The sequence below is a fragment of the Agrobacterium sp. InxBP2 genome (genome assembly GCF_026191755.1).
Classification (GTDB): domain Bacteria; phylum Pseudomonadota; class Alphaproteobacteria; order Rhizobiales; family Rhizobiaceae; genus Agrobacterium; species Agrobacterium pusense.
Map to the genome: position 1 here is coordinate 263,659 of NZ_JAINDY010000033.1, position 20,520 is coordinate 284,178.

Here is a 20,520-nt window from a genome sequence, read left to right on the forward strand (position 1 = left end):
AGGGGACACAATGGCGCTCCCCCGGTCCATCCACTTGCCGCAGATTGATCGCAGCATCGCGGTGGCGGAGGGCGAGACTGTCCTTCAGGCCGCCCTGGCAGCAGGCATCGCTTACCCGCACGGCTGTCGCATGGGCCGCTGTGGGGCCTGCAAGTCGAGGCTGATCTCCGGTGAGGTCGACCTTCTCAAGCACACGCCTTTTTCGCTGACTGAGGAAGAGAAAGCAGATGGCCTGACGCTTGCATGCCGAGCCATACCATTAAGCGACGTGGAGATCGGCTGGCTGAATGGCGCTGACGGGCTCTCCGACAGTAATGCAGATCTGTTGTCCACCCCGGAAAGATAGGAGCAGGATCCATGAACATCGGCACAGCCGCCACCGCATCCGGCGTTTCTGCAAAGATGATCAGACATTACGAGACGATCGGTCTGATCAAATCGGCGAGCCGCACCGATTCCGGCTACCGGGTCTATACGGCCAATGATCTGGAAACACTGCGCTTTATAAGGCGCGGCCGCGACCTCGGTTTTTCAATCGAAAAGATAAGGCAGCTCATGACCTTGTGGCGTGATCCCGGGGGCGCCTCCTGCGACGTCAAACGCATCGTCATGGAACACGTCGTCGATCTCGAAGCCAAGATGCAAACGCTTCGCGACATGGCCGATACGCTCCGCCATCTGGCGACCTACTGCCCCGATAATGGCGAGCCGGAGTGTCCGATCATTCAGGATCTGGCGCAATCGGAAGATCCCGATTTCGTCCCGGCGGCGGTGGTGCCGAAACGGTCGGGCATGTTGAAGGGCACGTCCGGCCCGGTAGCGGAACTACAGCGCCTTGCGAAATGAGCGGCCGTTCCAATCGTGGACGTCGTCGATTGCGGTAAAAATGCCAATGCGGTGAAGGAGACCAGCCATGTGGATACAGATATTACAGCGCTTCCTTATCCTTTGCCTGATGTTGGCGATCGTCTCCGTCATCGCGTTTCTTTTGCCCTATATGGCCGGTGGCGATCCGGCCCGTACCATCCTGTTTTCGCGCATGCGTGATACGGCGCTTGATCCACACGCCGTTGAAGCGCTGAGAACCAGCCTCGGGCTCGACCGTCCGCTCTACGTGCAATATTTCGCCTGGCTGTCGAACGCGTTACGCGGTGACCTTGGCTTCTCCTTCACCAGCAGCCAACCCGTCGCCGGTGAGCTTTTGCGTTCCCTCGGCGTGTCGGTGACACTGGCGCTGACGGCGCTGGCAATAGCGGTGGCCGTTGCCCTGCCGCTCGGCACGCTTGCCGCAATGCGTCCCGGCGGAAGGCTGGACAATTTCGCGACGTTGATGATCCAGACCTTCGTCGCCACGCCCGAATACTGGTTCGCGCCCATGTCTGCGCTCGTCTTTGCCCTCTATCTTGGCTGGCTGCCCTCCGCGGGATGGGACAGCTGGCGTTCGCTGGTCCTTCCTGCGCTGACGCTGACCCTGCGACCGCTCGCCTATTTCACGCAGGTGACGCGCGCGGCGATGGCCGAAGTTTTACGCGCCCCTTATATCACGGCGGCGCGCAGCCGCGGGCTGGGCATGCATGGCACGGTCATGCGGCACGGCATCCGCAACGGCTCGCTTCCGGTAGTCACGTTTTTTGCCCTGTGGCTTGCGGGCCTGCTGGGCGGATCGGTGGTGGTGGAGGTGATCTTCGCCATCCCCGGAATGGGTCGGCTTCTCTACGATGCGGTGGTCAACCGCGACATCCCGATGCTGCAGGGCGGCTTCATCTGCATCGTCGCGCTTTCCATCCTGATCAATACCCTGGCCGACAGCTTCTATGTCCTGATCAATCCGGCAATGCGAGGTCGCCATGACCATTAGTCACTTTCCACAGGCTGCCGCCATGACGATGACCGCGCCCAGACGCCCCTCGACACTCAACCGGTTCATGGATTTCATTCGCCGGCGGCACTGGACCTTCTATGCGGGATCGGCGATCTTTCTCGCCATCATCCTGCTGCTCATCATTGCGCCGTGGATTTCGCCTTATAATCCGGCGCAGCAGAACCTTCGCCTGCGGCTGAACGCGCCGAGCGCCGCCCATTGGCTCGGAACGGACCATCTGGGGCGTGATGTGCTCAGCCGTCTGCTCATAGGCGGCCGTTTCACGGTTACCATCGCCGCGATCACCGTCATTCTCTCGGTCGTGATAGGAGCCTTGATCGGCATCGTCAGCGGCCGCAGCCGCGGCATAGTCGATCAGATTTTGATGCGCATCGTGGACCTGCTCATAGCCATACCAGATGTCGTGATCGCGATTTTCCTCGTCGCCATCTTCGGGCCCGGATACGGCACACTGATCGCCTCGCTGACCATCGTTGGCTGGACGCCTTTCGCACGGCTGGCACGGGGACTGACGCTTTCGATCAATTCCCGTGAATATATCCGCGCGGCAGAGGTGCTTGGATGTACGCGGAGCTTCATCATCTTCCGGCATATTATTCCCAACACGATCTGGCCCATTGCCGCTGTCGCGTTCCTGCGGTTCGGCCACAAGCTGATCACGGTGGGCGGACTGTCATTTCTGGGGCTCGGCGTACAACCGCCGGCCGCCGACTGGGCGCTGATGCTGTCCGATGCGCAGGCCTACGCCGAACGCATGCCCGTTCTGGTTATCGCACCGGGTCTGGCGATTTTCCTGGCGGCGCTCAGCGTGACCTGGATCGGCCATGGCCTCAACCTTGAAACCAAGAAAACGAGCGGTCATTGACGCCCGCGAAGGGGCAATGGTCGATTTGACTGCCGTCAAACATAGATGACGCCACGGACAATGAAGGAGAGTAATATCGTCTGAAGCCGCATGAAAATCCGTAAATGCCTCCGATTCAATAAAAATAAGGGGAACTCTTATGAATATCGAAGGACACACGCATGCCAGCACGGCCATGTCTTCCGAATGCGCACCGCTTCTGGAAATTGAGGACCTGCACGTTTCGGTGCCGGCGCAACATGGCCGGAAATTCGTCATCTCCGGGCTGACGCTTTCCGTCAATGCCGGGGAAGTTGTCGCTCTCGTCGGCGAGTCCGGATCCGGCAAGAGCATGACGGCGCTATCGCTGATGCGGCTCCTGCCACAGGGTGCGGAAATCGACTCCGGCCGAATTTCCTTTGCCGGGCGTGATATTCTCGCCCTGTCATCCGCCGAACTCGACGCGTTGCGCGGCGCAGATATCGGTATGCTGTTTCAGCAGCCACAGGCCATGCTGGATCCCACCAGCCGGGTGAGGACGCAGGTTGCCGAACCGCTATGGGTCCATCGCAAGATGAGCCGGCACGCCGCTCTCAACCGGGTCGTCGGCCTTCTGTCCGATGTCGGCATTCCCGACCCGTCTGCACGGGCGCAATGCTTCGCGCACGAACTTTCCGGCGGCATGGCGCAACGTGTCATGATCGCCGCGGCACTCTCGGGCAATCCGCAACTGCTGATCGCCGACGAGCCGACGACAGCGCTCGATGTCACCGTTCAGGCACAGATATTGCGCCTGCTTGATGACGAGCGCCGCAAGCGCCGGCTGGCCACGCTGCTCATCACCCATGATCTTTCGGTTGTCGCCGCATTCGCGGACCGGATCGCGGTCATGTATGCCGGCCGCATCGTGGAGGAAGGGCCCACCCAGGCGATCCTCAAGGCGCCGCAGCATCCCTATACCAAGGCGCTCATCAGCTGCTCGCTTCTGACCACTGACGGCGAGGGGCAGTTGCTGACAATCCCCGGCTCCAGTTCGCAGGCCCACGACATGTCCTGCGGCTGCCGGTTTCACCCGCGCTGCGCGCTCGCCAAATCCGCCGGCATGGGCAGCCGCTGCATGGCAGCCGAACCGAATCTGAATGCCCTGCCGGAAGGACGCAAGGCCCGGTGCTGGGCAGTCGGTGACGAGCAGGTCAACCATGATCATGCTGGCCACGCAATGTGCTGAAGGAGGTGACGATGTTATCGCCAACGATGAAACAGGCCACGCCATCGGCCGGCAGCGACAGCCGACCCTATGTGATTGCCAAAAATCTTTGCAAATATTACCCCATATCGGGCTTTGGTCACCGGGTGGTGAAATCCGTTGACGACGTGTCGCTGACGATCGGCGAAGGCGAGGTTCTGGGCCTCGTCGGCGAATCCGGCTGCGGCAAAAGCACCGTCGCCGGATTGATAACGCGGCTGACGAACGCGACGAAAGGCGAGGTCAGCATCGGTAATCATAATATACTGCAAATCCAGGGCGAAGAGCTTCGGCGGATGCGTCGGGTCGTGCAACTGGTGTTCCAGGATCCCTATTCGGCACTCGATCCCCGTATGCGCATCGGGCAAAGCATGGAAGCACCGCTTGCCCAGCACGGCATCGGCTCTCGCGAGGAACGCGCGACGCGGGTTTTCCGGATGCTGGAGGAGGTCGGCCTTGATGCCTCATTTTACGATCGTTATCCCAGCCAGTGTTCCGGCGGGCAATTGCAGCGCGTCGTCATAGGGCGCGCACTTCTTCTCAATCCGAGTTTCCTCGTTTGCGATGAGCCGACATCGGCGCTCGACGCCTCCATGCGCACGCAGATACTGAACCTCCTGATGGACATGAAGCGTCGCCACGGTTTGACGGTTCTGATGATTTCTCATGACCTGCGTGTGGTGCGTTATCTGTGCGATCGCATAGCGGTAATGTATCTCGGGCGCGTCGTTGAAATCGCCGACCGTGAAGAGCTTTTCCGGGCGCCGAAGCATCCCTACACCAAGGCCCTCATTGCATCGTCGATGCTGGACGAGACGGGGTTATATGCACCGGAAATGCTCCTGGACGGTGATCTGCCGAGCCCTCTCAATCCCCCCGACGGATGCAAATTCCACACGCGCTGCAAATACGCGACCGCAATATGCGGAGAGGTAGAACCCGTTCTGGAAGGCGTTTCCGGCGAGCATTTCGCGCGTTGCCACCGCTGGCAGGAACTGGGTTGAAGGACGACGCAGCTACAGTTCTCTGATGCTGTAAAAACAGATGAATTGTGTGTTTGAAGCTTAATATCGGAATAAAATTCCGAGTATAAAACGTAAAATAGATGATATTCGAATGGATAATCGAAAGATATCCATAGGGTATTATTGTTGTAATTTTATGGAATAAGCGAATTTTCGAGAAAATGTAAGAGATGTGAGCGTTGTCATCAAAAATAAAAGGGGAATCTTCTATGATGAAGCACGCACTTTTGGCGACGTGCGCCGTTGTTGTCTCATTCGGGGCACATGCGGCGACAGCCGGAACGATCACCTATGACGATTATACCGGCGTCAAGACCGGCTGGCAGATGGCTTCCGACGATGCCTATCTCGGCTCGCGGGCGGGATGTTTCGAAAGTCTGGTTCGTGTCGGTTATGACGCGACACTGGAGCCTGGCCTAGCCGAATCCTGGACACAGACCGCGCCGAAGGTCTGGGAATTCAAGCTGCGCAAGGGTGTGAAATTCCAGAATGGTGAGCCGCTCAATGCCGCAGCCGCGGTCAATGCACTCACCAATCTTCTGAAAGCGCCTGTTCCGGCGCGCGCCTTCTCGCCCAAGCTGATCGCCGCTGTTGATGCCGATGGTGACGATATCGTGAAGATCACGACCATCGAGCCATCGGTGCTGCTGCCGGCGCAAATGGGAAGTCCGGCAACGTCGATCCTCGCGCCTTCAGCCTATAAGGATGGCAAGGTCGATCCGATCGGAACCTGCACCGGACCCTTCAAGATTACCAAGGTCGATGCCAACCAGTACATGGAGCTGACCGCAAACCATGACTATTGGGCCGGTATGCCGAAGCTTTCGGGCGGCCGCGTGAACTTTATTCCGGACGCCGATACGCGCGCCACCCAGATAAGAAGCGGTGAAGTGCAGATTTCGCGCATGATCCCGCCTTGGACAGTGAAGACCGTTGAAGCGGCCAAGGGCGTCAAGGTTGCGCCGATCACCGTGCCGCGGATCACCGAAATGCTGCTCAATAATTCAAAGGCGCCTTTCAAGGATATCAAGGTTCGGCAGGCGATCCGGGCTGCCATCGATACCGCCGGTATTGCGGACAGCATCTATGAAGGCGTGGTGAAGCCCGCAACGATGCCCTTCGCACCGGGTGAGCCGTGGGCGCCGCAAGACGCCACACCCGCTTATGACCTGGAGAAGGCAAAGGCTCTGCTGAAAGAGGCCGGAGTTGCTCCCGGCAGCCTGAAGTTGACGCTTCTCGCCTACACGGAAAGAACCGAACTCAAGGATGTTGCCGCCGTTATCCAGGCCCAATTGCAGGAAATCGACATCAAGGTCGATGTTCGCGTTGCCGATTACACAGCGATCGAGCCCGATCTCCTGTCCGGCAACTTCGACATGGTTCTTCTGTCGCGCGGTTACGCCACTGACGTTGCAGAGCCGATCGGTTTCCTGAACGCCGACTACACCTGCACAGGTGGTTACAACATCTCGCATTATTGCAGCGAAGAGACGGACAAGCTGATCAAATCGGCCTATGCGGTGGCCGAGCCGGCCAAGCGTTACGCCATCTATGCCGAGGCGGCGAAGAGGGTTTACGATGAAGCGGTCACCGTCTACCTCATCCACGAGACGGCTTTCGACGCCTATTCGGACAAGGTCGAGAACTTCAAGCCGCATCCGATCAACTATTTCATCATGACCAAGGATCTGGCGGTGAAATAAGCCGACGTGACATTGCTGACGAGGTGTGGCCCGGTTCGCAAGAGCCGGGTCTCTTTTATAAGAAGGCCCCTGAACCTCTTCGCCGTCATTGCGGCCCTGTGCCGGAATCCAGCCAGTCCAGGTCCTTGGACTGAAAGGAGTCTTCCCGCCGTGCAGACGCGCGTCAGCTGGATTCCGGTTCAGGGCCGGAACGACGGAGGAGGGCGGATTCGATTCATTAAGCTGGGGAAACCTCCTCCGTCACCCTTGATTGAAAGGGAGAGGGCGTTTGCCGTCCGGGAGGAGAGAGGGATGGATGCCGTCCAAACCCGTCACACAATTCAGCGCGAAGCGGGGCAGGCAGTGCGATCCGGCGGCGGCTGTATGAAAGCGCCGCCGGTATCTCGTCTGATCAGGCGCGTGCTTCCGGCGTGTATCCAGCCGCGGTGATGATTTCTGCGATACGTGCCGCATCGGAGATGCCGCCAACCACCACTGTGCGGCTTGCCGGATCGGCATGTACGGCAGCGCCGGGAACGGTCTTTTCGATCGCACCCTTGATCACACCGGCGCAGTGCCCGCAGGTCATGTCTTCAACGTGGAAAGAAAGGTCGGCATTGACAGGTGCGGCAGTGGTTTCCGGGTGATGCTGGTGAGCGGTGCACATAGGCGGTTCTCCGTGATTGGGAATTCGTAACAGGGAGAGCCTGGACTATTCCAACGTGGGAAGGTCAAGCGCTTTATTCGCCCAAAGCCAGTGATTTCAGCTCTTCCAGAAAATCGGCATCAGCAGCACCAGAACCGTCAGGATTTCCAGACGCCCCAGCAGCATAAGGATCGACAGGAGATAGAGCGCCGGTTCGCTTATCGTGGAGAAATTGCCTGCCGGGCCGATGATCGGGCCGATGCCGGGGCCGACATTGGCAAGCGAGGTCGCCACAGCCGAGGTGGCGGTGAGGAAATCATAGCCCATCAGGCTCATGGCCAGACTGCCGGCAATCCAAAGTGCGATGAAACAGCTGATGAAGAGAAAGATGGTGCGGATGGTTTCCGGATCGACCACCTGCTGGCCGTAGCGCACGGAATAGACGGCGTTCGGATATATCAGCTTCTTGAGCCCGGCCCGCGCCACGTTGAAGATGATCAGAAAACGATAGGCCTTGATGCCGCCGGCCGTCGAGCCCGAGCAGCCGCCCATGAAAGTGGCGAAAAAGGCGACGACGACGACGAAGGGCCCCCACAGCGTGTAGTCATCGCTGGCAAAGCCGCCGGTCGACAGGATGGAGGTCATGTTGAAGAAGGAGTGGCTGAGCGCATCATCCAGCGGCACGCCGTTCCTGAAATGGTGGTAGACACCAACGGCAACCGAGATCGCACAGAGGTAGCCGAGGAAGACGGCGATCTGCGGGTCGCGCAGCGTCTCCAGCCGGCGCCGCACGGCGAGCAGGATCATGACCGAGAACGGCAGGCTGCCGAAGATGAGGAAGATGGTGGCGATCCACAGCAGGGCCGTATTGTTGAAATAGGCGAAGGACGCGTCATGGGTGGAGAAGCCGCCCGTCGCAACCGTCGACATGGCATGGTTCAGCGCATCGAAATGCGACATGCCGGCAAAATCATAAGCGATGGTACAGGCGAGCGTCATGACGATGTAGATCGCCACGAAAGCCCGGGTGAAGCTTGCCAGCCGGGCGAAGGGGCGGTCGTTGCCGGTGTCGGAGGATTCCATGCGGAAGAAGGTCATGCCGCCGACGCGCAGCAGCGGCAGGATGAAGAGGCCGAGTGCGACAATACCGATGCCGCCGAGCCAGCACAGCAGCGACCGCCACAGGAGAATACCCTGCGGCGCATTGTCGAGACCCGAAATGGCGGTGGATCCGGTCGTCGTGATGGCTGAGACGGACTCGAAAAGCGCCTGGCCCGGCGTCAGGTTGAGTTCGGACAGATAAAGCGGCACTGCACCGACGATGGAAAACACCAGCCAGAGCAGGTTGACGAGCAAAAAGCCGAAACGCTTGTTGAACGAAGCGATCGGCCCGCGCGTGGCGAGCGCGCAGGCAAGCGCGAACCCACCACACATGAAGCCGGAAAGCGCGAACACCATCCAGTCGTCATTGCCGTAATAAAGATCCGTCAGTGCGGGCAGGAACATGGCCGTGGCGAGATAGAGCCCGAAGATGGACGCTACATATATGACCGAGCGCAGAAGGTTACTGTTCAAGAAATGAAACCCGGAGTTCGTGGCCGCGCTGAAATGAGTCTTTGTCTCGGACGCCTTCCTATGGCATAGCGGGTGCCATTATGAATTTCAATGGATTGACTATCGTGGACAAGCAGCTTGTGGAAGCAGCGCGGCGGGAAGTGCGGGAAATATTCCCGGAAACGCCGCTGCAGTTGAATGAACATCTCAGCCGTCGGTATGGCGCGTCGATTTGGCTGAAGCGTGAGGATCTGTCCCCGGTTCGTTCCTACAAGATTAGAGGCGCATTCAATTTTCTGCGCAAGGCGGTGGCCAAGGCCGGCAAGGGCAAGATTTTCGTCTGTGCTTCGGCTGGCAACCACGCCCAGGGTTTTGCTTTCGCCTGCCGCCATTTCGGCGTTCATGGCGTTGTGTTCATGCCGGTGACCACACCGCAGCAGAAGATCGAAAAGACCCGCATCTTCGGCGGCGAGTTCATCTCCATCCGTCTGGTGGGCGATATATTCGACCAGTGTTACGCTGCTGCCCGCCAGCACGTGCAGGACAATGACGGCTACATGGTGCCGCCGTTCGACCATGAGGATATCATCGAGGGCCAGGCAACTGTCGCTGCCGAAATCATGGATCAGCTGCCGGAAGGCACTAAGCCTGACATCGTCGTGATGCCTGTCGGCGGTGGCGGTCTTTCGGCTGGCCTGTCCGGATTTTTGGCCGGGACGGTCCGCAAGGAAAACTTCGTGTTCTGCGAGCCGGAAGGCGCACCGAGCCTGAAGAAAAGCCTCGAACGTGGCGAACCGGTGACGCTGAACAAGATCGATAATTTTGTCGATGGCGCCGCCGTCGCCCGCATCGGCGACCTCAACTTCAAGGCGCTGAAGGATTTCCCGGCCGATCAGGTCCAGCTCATCCCGGAAAATGCCATCTGCGTGACGATCATCGAGATGTTGAATCTCGAAGGCGTGGTGCTGGAGCCCGCAGGCGCGCTCTCGATCGCCGCGCTGGAAAAGCTCGGCCGCGAAAAGCTGGAAGGCAAAACGGTCGTCGCCGTGGTTTCCGGCGGCAATTTCGATTTCGAGCGCCTGCCGGATGTGAAGGAGCGCGCCATGCGTTACACGGGCGTGAAGAAATACTTCATCCTGCGCCTGCCGCAGCGTCCCGGTGCGCTTCGCGATTTCCTCAACCTGCTTGGTCCGGATGATGATATCGCCCGTTTCGAATATCTGAAGAAATCGGCCCGCAACTTCGGCTCGATCCTTATCGGCATCGAAACCAGCGCGAAGGAGAACTTCGCCGGCCTGCTGGAGCGCTTCGAAGCGGCCGGTCTCGGTTATGAGGACATCACCGAAAATGACATCCTGTCAAACCTGATCATCTGATCGGAAGAGGCAGGGAAGGGCGGGTGTCATCCGCCCTTCAAACGTGACACGAATTGAGGGAGTGCAAGCCATGGCATCGTTTTTTTCCAAAATCCTCTCGGCCTTCGGCTCCGGCCAGCCGTCTTCCGACGCCCCGCAGAAGACGGCGCAGGCAGAACCGCATGCGCATGGCGACTATCTGATCTATGCGACCCCGATCAAGGAAGGTGGCCAGTTCCGCCTGGCTGGCCGTATTGAAAAAAAGGCCGGTGACGAGGTGCTGGTGCATGAATTCGTGCGGGCCGACGTCTTCACCAGCCTCGATGATGCGGTGGAGTTCACCATCCGCAAGGCGAAGCTGATTATCGATCAGAACGGCTCATCTCTCTTCCCGGGAAAATGATGACGGCTGCATTGAGTGCCTGAACGCTACGGCCTTCAGGGACGGCAGCATTTCTATGCTTTGTTATCTGAATCAGGTGCGTGGCCTACGTGGCAAAGAATAACGGCCGGGACAGCGTCCACGGCCGTTACGGAACGGAGTTCGGTCAATACCCGGCGGTCATGCCGGGATTGCCTTTGAATGAATGCCTCAGGCGGCCTGTGCCAGTTCTTCCACCTTGGCTTCTGCAGCGGCTACAGCCTTCTCGACGGCTTCGGGGCCGAAAGCCAGACCCTCGACGTAAATCACTTCCACATCGGTCATGCCCATGAAGCCGAGAACGGTCTTCAGATAGGGAACGGCATGGTTCATCGAAACGGCCGGGCCTTCGGAGTAAACGCCGGCAGCCGCCAGGACGATGTACACCTTCTTGCCAGTGGCGAGACCGACCGGGCCGGTTTCGGTGTATTTGAAGGTCTGGCCAGCGCGGGCGACGTTGTCGATCCACGACTTCAGGCCGGAATAGATGTTGAAGTTGATGAGGCCGGTGCCGATGACGACGGTGTCGGCGGCCAGAAGCTCTGCAACGAGCTTGTCGGAATAATCGGCTGCAACCGCTTCTTCAGCCGTGCGCTGATCGGGTGCCTTGCGGATTGCGGCTGTCTTGACGGTGTCGAGATGCGGGATCGGGTCAGCTGCGAGATCGCGGTGGACAAGGGTGTTGGAAGCCGACTTGGCCTTCAGCTTGCTGGCGAGCTCACCGGCGAACTTGTTCGAAACCGATTCGTCGCCGCGCGGGCTGGAGGTGATGAGAAGAATGTTGGACATGGTCTTTTCCTTGCATATGCGATGAATTGACGGGCGCCTTGGGAGGGCGGGAGAGCACGATGCCCTGCCTTTGCGCTCTATATGAAAAATTACTGCCATCAAGAAAACTGTGATAATGTGGAAGCAATCTATCGATAAAATGGATGGGACATGGACGCGAACCCAACGCTCGATCAATTGCAGGTATTCTTGACGGTTGCCGAGACCGGCAGTTTCTCCGCCGCATCGCGGGCGCTCAATCGTGCGCAGTCGGTGGTCAGTTACACCATCGCCAATCTCGAAGCGCAGCTTGAGGTTACGCTTTTTGAGCGCAACGGGGTGCGCCAGCCGAAGCTGACGGACGAAGGGCGCGCCATGCTGGAGGATGCAAGGCGCATCGTCGCTGGTCTGCAGGAAATGCGTGCCCGCGCCAAGGGGCTGAAACAGGGGCTGGAAGCGGAACTTTCCGTAGCTATCAGCACCATGGTGCCGGCGGAGGCCGTGGTGGCTGTGCTGCGGGATTTTCGCACGCAATTCCCAACCGTAGCCCTCAGCCTCAATGTTGGCGAGCTGGGCATGGTCATGGACATGGTGCTCTCCCGCAAGGCAGGCATCGGTATTGGTGGGGCGATGCTGCGCCAGGATGATGAGCTCGTCGTCGAAAAGGTGGGCCATTCCTTCATGCTGCCGGTCGTCGCGTCGGATCACCCGCTGGCGCAGATCGAACGCCCGCTGGTTCTCGCCGACGTGCGCGAGGAGGTTCAGCTTGTCGTCACCGATGCCTCCGGCCTGACCAAGGGCCGCGATTTCAATGTTCTCTCCTACAAGACATGGCGGGTCAGCGACATCGCCACCAAATACCAGCTCATCAAGGGCGGTCTCGGCTGGGGCGGTCTGCCCGCATCGATCGTCCGCAACGATCTTACCAATGGCAGCCTCAAGGCGCTCGAACTCGAGGCCTATGAGCAGGGGGAATATCCGCTGTTTGCACTGCGACGGGTCGATTCGCCTGCGGGTCCGGCGGGGCAATGGCTCGCCGAGGCTTTTCAGCAGCGCCTGTCCGCCTGCCCGAACCATAAGGATTTCAACGGTATGCTTGCTGCCAGCAAACAGAGGACCATTGCTGTCGCCGCTGAGTGATATTGGCTAATTATATGTGGACCAGCCGGGCCTGCTTCTTGCCCCGGCTGGGAGAGGAAACGCGCGGCAACCTAGGCGCTATGCCGCAGAGGCCAATTGACGTGGGCGGATCGCCTGCCTATACCTAATCACGGTCTGCAGTTCACCGAGGCATCGCCGTCCCGCATGGGAAGCTAAACCTGCATATTTATGGTTTGACAGCACTTGTCCCGTGCCTTGTCGGAAGCCGGCGATCAGCGACACCTTTTCGGAATGGCACTTGAGGGTAAGTCATGCCACGTTCGATCCTTTCCATTGATATCGCCGATCTCTCGACCTTTGCCAAATCCGTGCGCGAGCAGATCGGCAGGCTGGACCGCCAGCCGAGCCATGTGGAGATGCTCAATCTTCTGAGCCGGGCCGCCGGTTTTCGAAATTTCCAGCATCTGCGCGCTGACCGCATCTCTTCCGCCGAAAGCGCAACCGCTCAGCCTGAGCTGCTGCCAGCCGTCAATGAGGGCAGGGTGCTGAAGACCGTTCGTGTCTTTGATGCCGCCGGCCGGCTGATGCAATGGCCGGCCCGCCGGTCGCATCAGGAACTGTGCCTCTGGTATCTCTGGGCAAAAATTCCCGCCGGGCAGAGTTTTTCCGAGCGAGAATTCAGCAGCTTTCTGGATAGCCTGCACCTGTTCGGAGATGCGGCCATGCTGAGGCGCGACATGGTTGGCCTGAGACTCATCCGCCGTAACCGTGACGGCAGCGACTATCGGCGTATCGAACAGAAGCCGCCGCAGGAACTGCCGATGCTGTTACGCGCGTTGGCTGGGCGCGACTAGGAAAATACCTCCCGGCGACAGGTCGCCGGGAGGGCACGGTCGTTAAAGAATCAGGCGGAACTTCGCGAAACCTTCCGCGCCGTCGCCGGCATCCTCGATCCTGGCGCCCTTGATGTCGGCTGCGTAATGGCGTCCCTTGGGCCCGGTCTCGAAGACGGCGGTGGTGTTTTCCACCGGTGCAAAGGACCAGTTGGCATCCGCGGACGGGTTGATGGTGCCCTGATCGATGATATAGCGCACGATCACGTCGCGGTTTGTATCGGGCGCGACGAAGATCACCTTGTCGCCGGCGATATCGGGGAATTTGCCGCCGCCGCTTGCACGGTAATTATTGGTCGCAACCACGAATTTCTGTTCGGGATCGATCGGCTTGCCATTGAACTGCAGATTGACGATGCGGTTGCTGTCCGGGTTGACCGCCTTGCCGTCCTTGTCAAATTTCGCCGGTTTGGAAATGTCGATCTGATAAGTCACGCCATCGATCACGTCGAAATTATAGGACGGGAAGTCTGGGTTGAGCAGTGGCGCATCCTTGGCACCGGCCTCAACCGTATTGAACATGCCGGCGGACATTTCCAGCCAGTTCTTCACCTGCGCCCCGTTGATCAGCACTGCCTGCACCGTGTTGGGATAAAGATAGAGATCGGCGACGTTCTTGATGGCGATGTCACCGGCGGGGACATCGGTGTAATAATCCGCGCCGCCACGACCGCCCGATTTGAAGGGGGCCGCTGCCGAAAGCACGGGCAGATCCTTATACTGCCCTTCCTTCAGCATGTCCTTGATGTACCAGGTCTGGGCGTTGGAGACGATCTGCACGGACGGATCGTCTGCCACCAGCGCGAAATAGGAATAGAGCGGCGCGGATGTCTTGCCGACCGGGCGGCGCACATAGGCAAGGGCCGCTTCATGATCCACCTTGGCTGCGGCGAGAACCTCCGGCTTGTCAGTATAGTCAGCAACGACCTTGCGATTTTCATCGCGATGGTAGATCGGGCGGGCTTCTGAGGTGAAGTCGACGATCTTCCAGCTCTTGCCATCCTTTTCAAGCAGCAGGTCGATAAGGCCCATATGGGAGCCCCAGAAGCCGGCCATGACCGCCGGCTTGCCGATCAGCGTACCCTTGACCGCATCAGCACCCTCGATGCCGTCCCAGGTCTTCGGACCGGGGAAAACAAGGTGCTGGTGGCCGGTGAAGATCGCGTCAATGCCTTCAACGGCTGCGAGATACAGCGATGCGTTTTCCATGCGCTCGGTCTGGCCCTTGCCGTCGATGCCGGAATGGGAAAGGGCGATGATGATATCCGCGCCTTCCTCCTTCATGACAGGCACCCAGGCTTTCGCCGCCTCGACGATGTCACGCGTCTGCGCCTTGCCCTCGAGATTCTTGGAGTCCCACATCATGATCTGAGGCGGCACGAAACCGATGATGCCGACCTTGACCGGGCTGGTGACGCCGCCGCCATCGCGGATCTGTTTTTCCAGAATGACATAGGGCTTGAAGAACAGCTCGTCGTTCTTCGGATCGGAAGCCAGCTGCCCCTTGGTGAGGTTGGCGCACACATAGGGGAAACCGGCGCCCGCAAGCGTGTTCGACATATAGTCGAGGCCATAGTTGAATTCATGGTTGCCGAGCGTGCCGCAATCGTAACCCAACACGTTCATGGCATTGATGACAGGGTGCTTGTCGCCGGCCTTCATGCCGCGCTCATAGGCGATATAGTCGCCGAGCGGGTTGCCCTGCAGGAAGTCGCCGTTATCCACCAGCATCGAGTTCCCGGCTTCGGCACGGATGGTGTCTATGATCGAGGCGGTGCGCGCCAGACCCATCGTGTCGTTCGGCTTGTCGGCGTAATAATCATAGGGAAAGACATGAACATGGATGTCGGTCGTTTCCATGATGCGCAGATGCGCCTGGTTGGCCGCCGCGCGCGCAGCAAAAGGGTGCAACATCACCAGCGCCGAAGTGGCTGCAATGCCACCCAGAAGCGAGCGCCGGGTAATGGGGTGGAGGGCGAGAAGCGACGACATGGGAACTCCTTCGGATGAAGCTTGCTCTGTCTTTAAAAACGACAGGGTAGAAGCAATCGCAGAGGAGTCCATCACCAAAATGACAGGCCCATGACAGATAGGCCGGTTTTCAACCGTTTGATAAATTTTTTGTCAGTAACGTGCGGCGCAGGTCCCGCCGCACTGGAAAATGCGCGTCATTTGTTCCGCGCATTGTAATGCTCCGGATCAGCGGGCCAGTGTCGGTTTCACGTCTTCATGGAAGAAACGGAAATAGGAAGAGAGCTGCGCCAGCGTGTTGGTGGAAAGCTTGAGCTGCAGGCCAAGACGGTTCATGTGCTGCCACTGCACGACGCCCTCGATGAAGCCCAGATCCTCACTCTGCACCTTGACCCGGCTACCCTTGGCGGCAGCGAAAGGCCCGTCCAGCTCGAGCGCCATTCCGGTTGCCGACAGATCGACGACACGTCCTCTGGTCGACTGGCTGAAATAATGCACAGTCGCAAAGATCCTTGTCTTGCTGCGAGGCGCGGTCCGGGTCGCCATATTGAGGTTGTTTGTCATTTTGCTACTCAAATCAATTGTTTCCGATGCGTGCAGATTAACCTGTAAAAGTTTGAAACCCGTTTAGCCGTTCGGTTAAAATTCTAGACAATGCTGTGATTATGCTTTGGCGATACGGCATTGGTAACAATTGTTTCGTGCGGAACGGACGTGGACATAGGCGACGTCTTCGCGCCCCAGAAGTGCCCGCGCCCGCGAGGCGATCTCGCCGGTGGCCGTTACCGCACCCGTGCCATAGACAATACGGTCATCGTCGCCATATCCGCGCACGATATAATCGGGGCTGTCCAGCATCGGCGGAAGGATATCTGTCAGTGGATAACGGTCGCAGGCTTCGGCATGCAGGAAGACCGGCCCAGTCTCGGCGTAGGGCTGCAGCGAGGGAAACGGCCGGTAGGCGAGTACGAGCATGGCTTCACCCGCGCCGATCTGGTCGAGGCAGTGGCGACACGGCATGCCGCCGGGAGAAACGGCTGTTTCCGGTCGATTGCCATAGGCATCGGCGCCCGCGCGGAAATCCTCGGCGTCCTTAGCCGGCATTGCGGTGAAAACGATATTGGTCATGGCGGCCTCTTCTGGCTGGGATCGGCGTTGCTTCTTTGCAGCTATGGTCCCGAAACGCGCTGCTATCCACCCGATTCTTGACAGCTGATGCAACCAGCCCATTGCGTGACTCGTTAGGTTCGGGAATCAGTGACGCTCCTCGTTCCCGGAAGGTCTGATTTTATGTTCCGTCGTTTTCTGGCCGCCGTTCCGCTGGCTTTCGTATCGTTGACGGCTCCGATTGATGCCGAGGCGCAGGTCGCCTCCGGTCTCGACGGCCTGTCCGACGATCAGCTCCAGCAGGCGGTCAATTTCGTCATCGGCAACGCGATTTTTTCGCTCTACCATGAGGGCGCGCGCATGCTGATCTCGGATTTCGGCACGGCGGACACGGGAAGTGTACAGGCCCCGGCCGACCAACTGGCAGGAACGCTGATCCTGCAGGCCAATGAAGAATGGCTTGACACCGCGCTCGTGAACGCCACCGACAGCTGGTATCTCGCACGTGAGGCGGAGACGCTTCCTGAGCACGAAGCCCCTGTCTTCTCCGCGTTGGTGCCCGACAGGAGCCGCGACCGCAACATGGCCTGCCTGATGGTGGGCCGCGACAAGGACGGTTATGGCGATCTCGCCGCCATGATGGGGCTTCCCAATGCCGAATTTGACAAATGCGCCGCGGCCTATCCGGCGGTCGCTTCGGCCTGGGATAATTTTCTCGCGCCCCACCGCAGTCAGACGCCTTCCAGGTTCTCCGTCAGCTACGTGCCGCCGCGCGATCCGGAACTTGAACCCTATGCCATCATGATCAAGGAATCGAAGGTCCTCGATCTCATCAGCCGCAGCTTTGGCGGTTATGGCCTGAAAGGGGACGTGAAGCTGACGGCCAAGTCCTGCGGTCGCCCCGATGTCTACTGGTCGGCGGAAAAGCGCGAGATCACCTATTGTTATGAACTCGGCAAGTTCCAGGCGGAACTCATTGCCGATCATCTATTGAACACGGTCACCGAAGACAAGGGCGCAGCCGGCGGGCAGATCCCGACTGCCGCGGTTAATCTGGAACGGGAAATCTGAGGCCAGGGTTGCAGTCGCGGATAGCCTGGCCTCCTCATGACGGAGGAGAGTGCCGTGCCGAAGGTTGTCGTTCGCAATTTCGCCATCTCGCTTGACGGATATGGGGCAGGGCCAGATCAAAGTCTGCAGAACCCGCTGGGTGTGAAGGGTGAAGAGTTGCACCAATGGGCCTTCAAGACCCGCACCTTTCACCGCATGTTCGGTAAAGACGGCGGCTCGACCGGCACCGACGAGGATTTTTCCGAAAAGAGCTTTGAAAATATCGGAGCATGGATTTTAGGCCGCAACATGTTCGGGCCGGTGCGCGGCGCGTGGCCGGATGAAAACTGGAAAGGCTGGTGGGGCGACGAGCCGCCTTATCATGTTCCAGTCTTCGTCCTGACGCATCACGCGCGACCGTCCTTCACGATGCAGGGCGGTACTGTCTTCCATTTCGTGACCGACGGCATCGAGGCGGCGCTCGACATGGCGCTGGCGGCGGCAAATGGCAGGGATGTCCGCATCGGCGGCGGGGTTTCCACTATCCGGCAATATATGACGGCGCGCCTGATAGATGAGCTGCATCTGGCGCTGGCGCCGGTTTTTCTCGGGCGCGGCGAACAATTATTCGAAGGCATGGATTTGCCCGCCCTCGGTTACCGCTGCACGGGAGCGGTGGCGGGCGAGGGCGCGACACATCTGATTATCGACAAAGCGTGAGCGCCGCGTCCCTTTTTACCATCCCTCCCGTGAACAACACGGGATGATAAGGCGCGTAAACCGCTACCCCTCAATTGCGTAGCGATATCTCCAGGAGCTCCGTATCGGCCAACGGCTCCACCCAGGCCTCATAGGTGCCCACGGGCGAAAAGCCCATCATCTGGTAGAGCTGCAAGGCGCGCGGATGGTCGAGCGTGTTGGTCGTCACCGTCACCCGCTGCGGATTGTCCTGCCAGGCGGCGTAAAGCGCCTGCAACAGGAACCACTTGCCGACACCAGCGCCGATCGCTTCTTCGAGCAGCCCGAAATAAGAAAGCTCTGTCACCTCGTCGCTTGTCTTATTCAGCTCGAAGAAACCGGCGGGCGCTCCGTTCATATAAAGAACCGTAACGCTGTTTTTCGGATCGCGTAGGATGGCGGAAAGTTCAGCATCGCTCATGCGCATGCGCTTTTGCCAGTGCCATCGCTTTCCAACCCGCCAGTACAGATAGCGGTAAAAATGCAGGGGAATATTGTTGACCCGCATCAGCGCCGTCTGGATGTTGACGGGGATCGGCAGGCTGACCTTCGGCGGTGCCGTCATTTCGAGCTGCGTCACGTGCGCCTTCAATGGGCCGTGCGACAGCGTGGGGATCGCATCCGCCGGACCGGTAACCACCGGCGTGTCCTGTAATCCGCCCCATTCCGACCATGAGCCGTCATAGAGAGAATTGTCCTGATGACCGAGCGATTCCAGCGCCAGGGTAATGACGGCCGCCGTCACACCCGAACCGCAGCTCGTCACGACGGGCTTCGTAAGATCGATGCCGGCATCGGTCACCATTTTGCGGATTGCCGTAAGGTCCTTGAAGTGGCCGTTTTCGGAAAAGGCTGTCGCCGGCAGGCTGCGTGCACCGGGCATATGGCCCGAACGCATGCCCGCACGCGGCTCGGCCTCCTCGCCGGTAAAGCGGCCGGCACCGCGGGCATCTGCAATCTGCTTTTCGCCGCTGTCGACAATACCGCGCATGGTGCCAAGCGAGGTCACACGCTTTTCGTTGAAATCGGGTGTGAAGGTTGTGGGCTCAATTTCCGGCGCGCCGGTTTCCAGCGGCCGGCCTTCGCGCTTCCAGCCGTCCAGGCCGCCATCCAGCACATAGGCCTTGCGCACGCCCATTACCCGCAGCATCCACCAGACGCGGGGTGCGGAAAAGAAGCCCGGACCATCATAGACCACGATCGTATCGGTCTCGCTGAGGCCGAGCGCGCCGGCCTGTTCCGCGAAAAATTCAGGCGAGGGCAGGGAGTGCGGCAGGCCGGTTGTGTGATCGGCGATTTTATCCTGATCGAAGAACACGGCGCCAGGAAGGTGACCTGCCGCATATTCTTCTGCGCCGTTGCGCTTATGCGCCGGCAGATACCAGGAGGCATCGACGATGCGAAACCCGGGCGTGCCGAGCTGTTTCTCAACCCAGTCCGCCGAAACGACGAAACGGCTCTTATCCGTGCTCACGATGTCTCTCCCGATCTCAGGCAACAGCTTCAGGCGCGCCGAAACGAATGCGGAACCGCCTGTTCTCCTTGCCCTTCTTTTCTATCTTGGCAATGTGAATATCGCCCACTTCCTGCGTTTCGGATACATGGGTGCCGCCGCAGGGCTGGCTGTCTATGCTGGAATTTTCGCCGATGCAGACGAGGCTAACCCGACCGAGGCCCATTGGCGGACGCACATTCTTGGATTTGACAATGCCGGGATTGGCCTGAAGCTCCTCGTCCGTGATCCATTGCAGGAAAACGGGATGATTGGCTCTCACCAGTTCCATCAGCCTGGCGGTTACGTCGTCTTTGTCAATGGTCTCCGACATGTCGAAATCGACACGCGACTCGTCCTCACCAACGGCTGCTCCCGTGATCGGCCATTGGCAGACGACGGAGAGCAGATGGCAGGCCGTGTGCATGCGCATCAACTTGTAACGACGCGGCCAGTCCACATGCAGCGTCAGCTTTTCCCCGACTTCAGGAGACGGCTGATCCTCAAGCGGGACATGGATGATGACGCTCTTGTCGGCGCCATGCTTTGTAATGCCGAGCGCGATGCGCGAACCATCAGCGCGCTCGAGAAAGCCGGTATCGCCAGGCTGGCCGCCCGAGGTGGCATAAAAACAGGTCTGGTCGAACTCGATGCCGCCGTCCTCATGCACCGCCGTGACGATCGCTTCTGCGGTAGAAAGATAAAAATCGTCACGGAACAGGGCATTCACAGGCATTTCGGCATG

Annotated in this window: 20 protein-coding genes and 1 pseudogene; 13 read left to right on the top strand and 8 right to left on the bottom strand. The window is 59.2% G+C overall.

Features of this window, described 5'->3' with window-relative positions; genetic code table 11:
• Positions 1-10: 10 nt before the first annotated feature.
• From K7A42_RS19170 to K7A42_RS19200, 7 genes and pseudogenes are all read left to right on the top strand, one after another.
• Positions 11-310: pseudogene (locus tag K7A42_RS19170) on the top strand (2Fe-2S iron-sulfur cluster-binding protein); the annotation flags it as partial.
• A 47-nt stretch (positions 311-357) separates the two neighbouring features.
• The gene (gene cueR / locus K7A42_RS19175) at positions 358-846 is read left to right on the top strand and encodes a Cu(I)-responsive transcriptional regulator (protein ID WP_006697945.1); all 489 of its coding nucleotides are present in this window, start codon (positions 358-360) and stop codon (positions 844-846) included.
• Between the two features lie 67 nt (positions 847-913).
• On the top strand, positions 914-1,858 hold the full coding sequence (locus K7A42_RS19180) for an ABC transporter permease (RefSeq protein WP_004441204.1): 945 nt from the start codon (positions 914-916) through the stop codon (positions 1,856-1,858).
• Positions 1,848-2,747 carry an ABC transporter permease gene (locus K7A42_RS19185; protein WP_051634363.1) on the top strand — a complete coding sequence of 300 codons (900 nt, stop codon included), beginning with the start codon at positions 1,848-1,850 and terminating at the stop codon, positions 2,745-2,747. The genes K7A42_RS19180 and K7A42_RS19185 overlap by 11 nt, the downstream gene beginning before the upstream one ends.
• Before the next feature lie 139 nt (positions 2,748-2,886).
• A complete protein-coding gene (locus K7A42_RS19190) occupies positions 2,887-3,954 on the top strand; it encodes an ABC transporter ATP-binding protein (protein WP_004441208.1) in 1,068 nt (355 codons plus the stop codon).
• A gap of 11 nt (positions 3,955-3,965) precedes the next feature.
• Positions 3,966-4,976 (top strand): ABC transporter ATP-binding protein, encoded by a 1,011-nt coding sequence (locus K7A42_RS19195; RefSeq protein ID WP_022555997.1) that lies wholly within the window; start codon positions 3,966-3,968, stop codon positions 4,974-4,976.
• 230 nt (positions 4,977-5,206) lie between these two features.
• Positions 5,207-6,700 (top strand): ABC transporter substrate-binding protein, encoded by a 1,494-nt coding sequence (locus K7A42_RS19200; protein ID WP_282455716.1) that lies wholly within the window; start codon positions 5,207-5,209, stop codon positions 6,698-6,700.
• 391 nt (positions 6,701-7,091) lie between these two features.
• Here K7A42_RS19200 and K7A42_RS19205 read toward each other — a convergent pair whose 3' ends face one another.
• Together K7A42_RS19205 and K7A42_RS19210 are read right to left on the bottom strand one after the other, a co-directional pair.
• Complete coding sequence (locus K7A42_RS19205) at positions 7,092-7,346, bottom strand: heavy-metal-associated domain-containing protein (protein WP_004441212.1); 255 nt, start codon at positions 7,344-7,346, stop codon at positions 7,092-7,094.
• 96 nt (positions 7,347-7,442) lie between these two features.
• Complete coding sequence (locus K7A42_RS19210) at positions 7,443-8,900, bottom strand: TrkH family potassium uptake protein (RefSeq protein ID WP_035207806.1); 1,458 nt, start codon at positions 8,898-8,900, stop codon at positions 7,443-7,445.
• An 80-nt stretch (positions 8,901-8,980) separates the two neighbouring features.
• Here K7A42_RS19210 and ilvA point away from each other — a divergent pair, with 80 nt between their 5' ends.
• Positions 8,981-10,255, top strand: a complete 1,275-nt coding sequence (ilvA, locus tag K7A42_RS19215) for a threonine ammonia-lyase (RefSeq protein ID WP_282455717.1) — start codon at positions 8,981-8,983, stop codon at positions 10,253-10,255.
• 70 nt (positions 10,256-10,325) lie between these two features.
• Positions 10,326-10,637: an HlyU family transcriptional regulator gene (locus K7A42_RS19220; RefSeq protein WP_004441218.1), complete on the top strand. Its 312-nt coding sequence runs from the start codon at positions 10,326-10,328 to the stop codon at positions 10,635-10,637.
• 189 nt (positions 10,638-10,826) lie between these two features.
• Here the strand turns inward: K7A42_RS19220 and K7A42_RS19225 are convergent, their stop codons facing one another.
• Positions 10,827-11,444, bottom strand: a complete 618-nt coding sequence (locus K7A42_RS19225; protein ID WP_006697949.1) for an FMN-dependent NADH-azoreductase — start codon at positions 11,442-11,444, stop codon at positions 10,827-10,829.
• 150 nt (positions 11,445-11,594) lie between these two features.
• On the opposite strand from K7A42_RS19225, the gene K7A42_RS19230 reads away from it, so the two are divergent.
• Both K7A42_RS19230 and K7A42_RS19235 read left to right on the top strand, forming a co-directional pair.
• A complete protein-coding gene (locus K7A42_RS19230; protein ID WP_022556000.1) occupies positions 11,595-12,563 on the top strand; it encodes a LysR family transcriptional regulator in 969 nt (322 codons plus the stop codon).
• A 272-nt stretch (positions 12,564-12,835) separates the two neighbouring features.
• On the top strand, positions 12,836-13,378 hold the full coding sequence (locus K7A42_RS19235; protein ID WP_112765722.1) for a DUF2087 domain-containing protein: 543 nt from the start codon (positions 12,836-12,838) through the stop codon (positions 13,376-13,378).
• Positions 13,379-13,420: 42 nt separating this feature from the next.
• Here the strand turns inward: K7A42_RS19235 and K7A42_RS19240 are convergent, their stop codons facing one another.
• The 3 genes from K7A42_RS19240 to K7A42_RS19250 form a co-directional block, all read right to left on the bottom strand.
• Positions 13,421-15,409 carry a bifunctional 2',3'-cyclic-nucleotide 2'-phosphodiesterase/3'-nucleotidase gene (locus tag K7A42_RS19240; protein ID WP_282455718.1) on the bottom strand — a complete coding sequence of 663 codons (1,989 nt, stop codon included), beginning with the start codon at positions 15,407-15,409 and terminating at the stop codon, positions 13,421-13,423.
• Between the two features lie 207 nt (positions 15,410-15,616).
• Positions 15,617-15,952 carry a PilZ domain-containing protein gene (locus tag K7A42_RS19245; RefSeq protein ID WP_004441225.1) on the bottom strand — a complete coding sequence of 112 codons (336 nt, stop codon included), beginning with the start codon at positions 15,950-15,952 and terminating at the stop codon, positions 15,617-15,619.
• A 99-nt stretch (positions 15,953-16,051) separates the two neighbouring features.
• On the bottom strand, positions 16,052-16,516 hold the full coding sequence (locus K7A42_RS19250; protein WP_282455719.1) for a DUF1203 domain-containing protein: 465 nt from the start codon (positions 16,514-16,516) through the stop codon (positions 16,052-16,054).
• 162 nt (positions 16,517-16,678) lie between these two features.
• Between K7A42_RS19250 and K7A42_RS19255 the strand changes: the two genes are divergently transcribed.
• Positions 16,679-17,566 (top strand): DUF4344 domain-containing metallopeptidase, encoded by an 888-nt coding sequence (locus tag K7A42_RS19255; RefSeq protein ID WP_092651359.1) that lies wholly within the window; start codon positions 16,679-16,681, stop codon positions 17,564-17,566.
• 54 nt (positions 17,567-17,620) lie between these two features.
• Positions 17,621-18,265, top strand: coding sequence for a dihydrofolate reductase family protein (locus K7A42_RS19260; protein WP_045534286.1), 645 nt, complete (start codon positions 17,621-17,623; stop codon positions 18,263-18,265).
• Positions 18,266-18,335: 70 nt separating this feature from the next.
• On the opposite strand, the gene sseA is transcribed toward K7A42_RS19260, so the two are convergent.
• Complete coding sequence (gene sseA / locus K7A42_RS19265) at positions 18,336-19,757, bottom strand: 3-mercaptopyruvate sulfurtransferase (RefSeq protein WP_022556006.1); 1,422 nt, start codon at positions 19,755-19,757, stop codon at positions 18,336-18,338.
• Between the two features lie 16 nt (positions 19,758-19,773).
• Positions 19,774-20,511 (bottom strand): alanyl-tRNA editing protein, encoded by a 738-nt coding sequence (locus K7A42_RS19270; protein WP_077987795.1) that lies wholly within the window; start codon positions 20,509-20,511, stop codon positions 19,774-19,776.
• Positions 20,512-20,520 lie beyond the last annotated feature (9 nt).